The 4,264-nt window shown below is 32.5% G+C and carries 3 protein-coding genes; 2 read left to right on the plus strand and 1 reads right to left on the minus strand.

The genetic code is table 11. The features are described from left to right. Positions 1–1,308 (minus strand): M1 family metallopeptidase (locus DIU01_RS05345; protein WP_290832219.1); only part of this gene is annotated, 1,308 nt, incomplete at its 3' end. Positions 1,309–1,445: 137 nt separating this feature from the next. On the opposite strand from DIU01_RS05345, the gene recG reads away from it, so the two are divergent. Both recG and DIU01_RS05355 read left to right on the plus strand, forming a co-directional pair. Continuing rightward, the gene (recG, locus tag DIU01_RS05350) at positions 1,446–3,548 is read left to right on the plus strand and encodes an ATP-dependent DNA helicase RecG (RefSeq protein ID WP_290832221.1); all 2,103 of its coding nucleotides are present in this window, start codon (positions 1,446–1,448) and stop codon (positions 3,546–3,548) included. A gap of 139 nt (positions 3,549–3,687) precedes the next feature. Next, a partial coding sequence (locus tag DIU01_RS05355; RefSeq protein WP_290832223.1) for an efflux RND transporter periplasmic adaptor subunit occupies positions 3,688–4,264 on the plus strand: 577 nt, incomplete at its 3' end.

The following is a 4,264-nucleotide window of genomic DNA, read 5'->3' on the forward strand; positions in this document are numbered from 1 at the left end:
GTTGTAATCTTCTAACCAAACTTTTTTGAATTTATCCGTATCAAAATCAGATATTTTCCTGATTTCAGCTAGAAAATCATCGGTTTCTGCATTTTTATATTGGTATTTCTCAATATAGTTTTTCACTACTTTTTTAAACTTGTTCTCACCAATAGATTCTTTAATAAAATGCAAAGCCCAAGCTCCTTTTTGATAAAAACTCAACGAACTTGCTTTTTCATTCATCACTGGAATAGTATCCGTTTTAGCAGCAACTTTCAACCTGTTGGCGTAACTGTACAATTGATTGTAAAAATAATCGTCTCCAAAAACTTTTCGTTCTGCAAGCAAAGCATAATAAGTTGCAAATCCTTCCTGAAGCCAATGATGTTTTCCAGATTTTGCGGTAACCAAATCGCCAAACCATTGGTGTGCCAACTCATGAGCATTGACATTCAAATAATTTCTATCATTAAATCCGCTTTCATCAACTACATAATCTTGTGCAAAAATCGTTGCCGATGTATTTTCCATTCCAGCATAAAGAAAATCTTCCACTGGAACTTGACGATAAACTTTCCATGGATACTTTACTCCTATTTCTTTTTCAAGGAAATTAAAAATTTCTGTCGAATGTTTGTAAGTATATTGATATTTATCTTCATCAACAGGTTTGTAATAATTTTCTAAAGGAATTCCAGAAGCTGATTTTTCGGTTTTGTGCAGAAAATTACCAATTGCCAACATCACTAAATAGGATGACATTGGTTTTTGCATTTCAAAATTCCAAGTATAATTGGTATCGTTTAACATTCCATTTCTCTTGGTATTCGCATTTTTAAAAGTTCCATTGGAAATAGCCTTAAATTTTTTATCAAAATTAACACTAACACAAAAAATAACCTTCTCATTTACATCATCAAAACTTGGTAACCAATGACTTGTGTATTTTCCTTGTCCTTGCGTCCATATTTGCATTCCTTGATCAATTCCTGAAAAATAAATGGTTTGTTTTGGTGTAACCGTATAAGTAAAAGACAACTTATTATCACCGTTTTTAAATCCTTCAAATAAAATAAGTTGCTTATTATTATTCACATAATTCACAGTCTTTCCATTGATTTTGACTTCAGAAAATGTCATAGAAACTGCATCAATTTTTATAGAATCAACTTCTGATTTCACTTTAAAATCATAGCCAATTTCTCCATAAACCGATTTGGTTTCAAAATTTGGTTGCACCAAAGCGTTGCATTTTATGAAATCTACTTTCGTTGTTTGTTGACCAAAAGATAAGATTGAAAATAAAAACAGAATTAAATATTTCATAGGATNNGAACACAGATTTGAAAAATTTGAGAAATTTGTAAAATTTTAATTTGAAATTGAATTTGATTTTTGAAATTTATTTTTGAATTTGAATTTGAAACCTTACCTTCGTTTGTTGAAATTGCATTACTATTTAAATGAATCCATTACAAACTCCTATCGAATATCTAAAAGGTATTGGTCCTTCTCGTGGCGAATTGCTTCGAAAAGAACTCAATATTCATCGCTATGGAGATTTAATGAATTTATTTCCAAATAGATACATTGACAGAACTCGGTATTACAAAATCAATGAATTGCAAGGAACGACATCCGAAGTTCAGATTATTGGTAAAATTATTCATATAAAAACCGTTGAATTTGGCAAAAATCAAAAACGATTAGTTGCAACTTTTACAGATGAAACTGGTCAAATGGATTTAACGTGGTTTCAAGGTGTAAAATGGATACGCGAAAGCATAAAACTCAACGAAACTTATGTGATTTTCGGAAAAACATCCAATTATGGTAGCCAATATTCAATGGCGCATCCAGAAATGGAATTATTGGCTGAGCACAAAGCAAGTCTTAGAAGTGCCATGCAACCGGTTTATCCAAGTACCGAAAAACTAACACAACGTGGCATTACCAACAGAGTTGTTAACAAAGCAATGCAACAACTTTTTATAGAGATCAAAGCACAATTTATAGAAACATTACCATTCAATATTTTAGAAAACTTGAAACTTATTTCTAAAAATGAATCGATGTTCAACATACATTTTCCGAAAAGTCAGGAACTTTTGGCGAAAGCACAATTCCGATTAAAATTTGAAGAATTATTTTTCATCCAATTACAATTAATTACCAAAAACTTAATTCGAAAACATAAAATTAAAGGTCATCCTTTTGATAAGGTTGGAACTAATTTCACCGATTTCTACAACAATCATTTGCCATTTGAACTAACAAATGCTCAAAAAAGAGTAATCAAAGAAATTAGAAACGACATGGGAAGCAATGCCCAAATGAATCGATTGCTGCAAGGCGATGTTGGTTCGGGAAAAACTATTGTGGCATTAATGTGCATGCTTTTAGCAAAAGACAATGGTTTTCAAAGTTGCTTAATGGCGCCAACCGAAATTCTTGCTAATCAGCATTTTATTGGATTATCAGAATTGGCTAAAGATTTAAATATCAATATAAAAATACTTACTGGTTCAAGTAAAACTGCTGAAAGAAAAATCATTCACGAGCAACTAGAAAATGGTACTTTAGATATTATTATTGGAACACATGCTTTGCTTGAAGATAAAGTGAAATTTCATAATTTAGGATTGGCAGTAATAGATGAACAACATCGTTTTGGTGTGGAGCAACGTTCTAAATTATGGAAGAAAAACGAAATTCCGCCACACGTTTTAGTTATGACGGCAACACCAATTCCGAGGACTTTGGCTATGAGTTTGTATGGCGATTTAGACATTTCTGTTATCGATGAATTGCCTCCGGGAAGAAAACCAATTCAAACAGTACATCGATTTGATTCTAATCGATTGAAAGTTTGGAAATTCTTGAAAGACGAAATTGCAAAAGGAAGACAAGTTTATGTTGTATATCCATTGATTAACGAAAGTTCCACTCAAGATTATAAAGATTTGATGGATGGTTACGAAAGTATTTCCAGAGATTTTCCGCTACCACAATATTCAATTTCGATCGTTCACGGACAAATGAAACCTGCCGAAAAAGAAGCAGAAATGCAACGATTTGTAGCAGGAAAAACCAATATAATGGTTGCAACAACGGTTATTGAAGTTGGTGTTAACGTACCAAATGCAAGTGTAATGGTAATAGAAAGTGCCGAACGATTTGGATTATCTCAGTTGCATCAATTGCGTGGTCGTGTTGGTCGTGGTGCAGATCAAAGTTATTGTATTTTAATGACTGGTTTCAAATTGAGCAATGATAGTAAAACACGATTAGAAACCATGTGTAAAACCAACGACGGATTTGAAATTGCCGAAGTCGATTTGAAACTTCGTGGTCCAGGAGACATTTTAGGAACACAACAAAGTGGAATTCTAAATTTACAAATAGCCGATTTAGTAAAAGACAGAGACATTTTAATGGTTGCTCGAGAATATGCTATAAAACTTTTAAAAGAAGATGCTTCGATGGAAAAACCCGAGCATCAAAACTTGAGAAATGTATTTATCGAAATGAGTGCAAAGAAGAATATCTGGAACTACATCAGTTGACACTTGTTACTAAATGTTAATGTTGTACCTACAAATGTTAAATAAAAATTAACTACCAAAATTTTCCCAATTCTTAAAGCTATTTTTGTTTTTTAAACAATCGTTTAATAATTATAAGTCACAAAATAATCTATTTCAGATGAAAATAAAATACCTTGCATACGCTCTTTTAATCATTGGTCTGGGCGGATTTATCGCTTATCGAATAATCGAAAATAAAAGCGAAAACGAAGAACCAAAAGGAAAAGATGGAAAAGGAAAAGAAATGACTGTTGGCGGAATTGTTGCCAAAACAGAAACTTTCGACAATAACTTATCACTTTCTGGATCTATTGAAGCCAATGAACAAGTAGAAATTCGTAGCGAAGTATCTGGAATTGTGGAAAGTATCAATTTTAAAGAAGGAAGTTTTGTATCAAAAGGACAACTTCTTTTTAAAGTAAACGATGCCGAACTTCGTGCACAATTACGTCAAGCGCAAACTAAACAAGGATTAGCATCAGAAAATGAAAGACGTGCTGGTTTACTACTAAAAAAAGAAGCCATTAGCCAAGAAGAATACGATATTTCACGAGCAGATTTAAAATCGGCACAATCTCAAAGTCAGTTAATTCAAGCCCAAATTGCTAAAACATCGGTTCGCGCTCCTTTTTCTGGTAAAATTGGATTGCGTTCGATTTCGCCTGGAACTTACATCACTCCTACTATATTAGCTG

The sequence above is a fragment of the Flavobacterium sp. genome (genome assembly GCF_003525665.1).
Lineage (GTDB): Bacteria > Bacteroidota > Bacteroidia > Flavobacteriales > Flavobacteriaceae > Flavobacterium.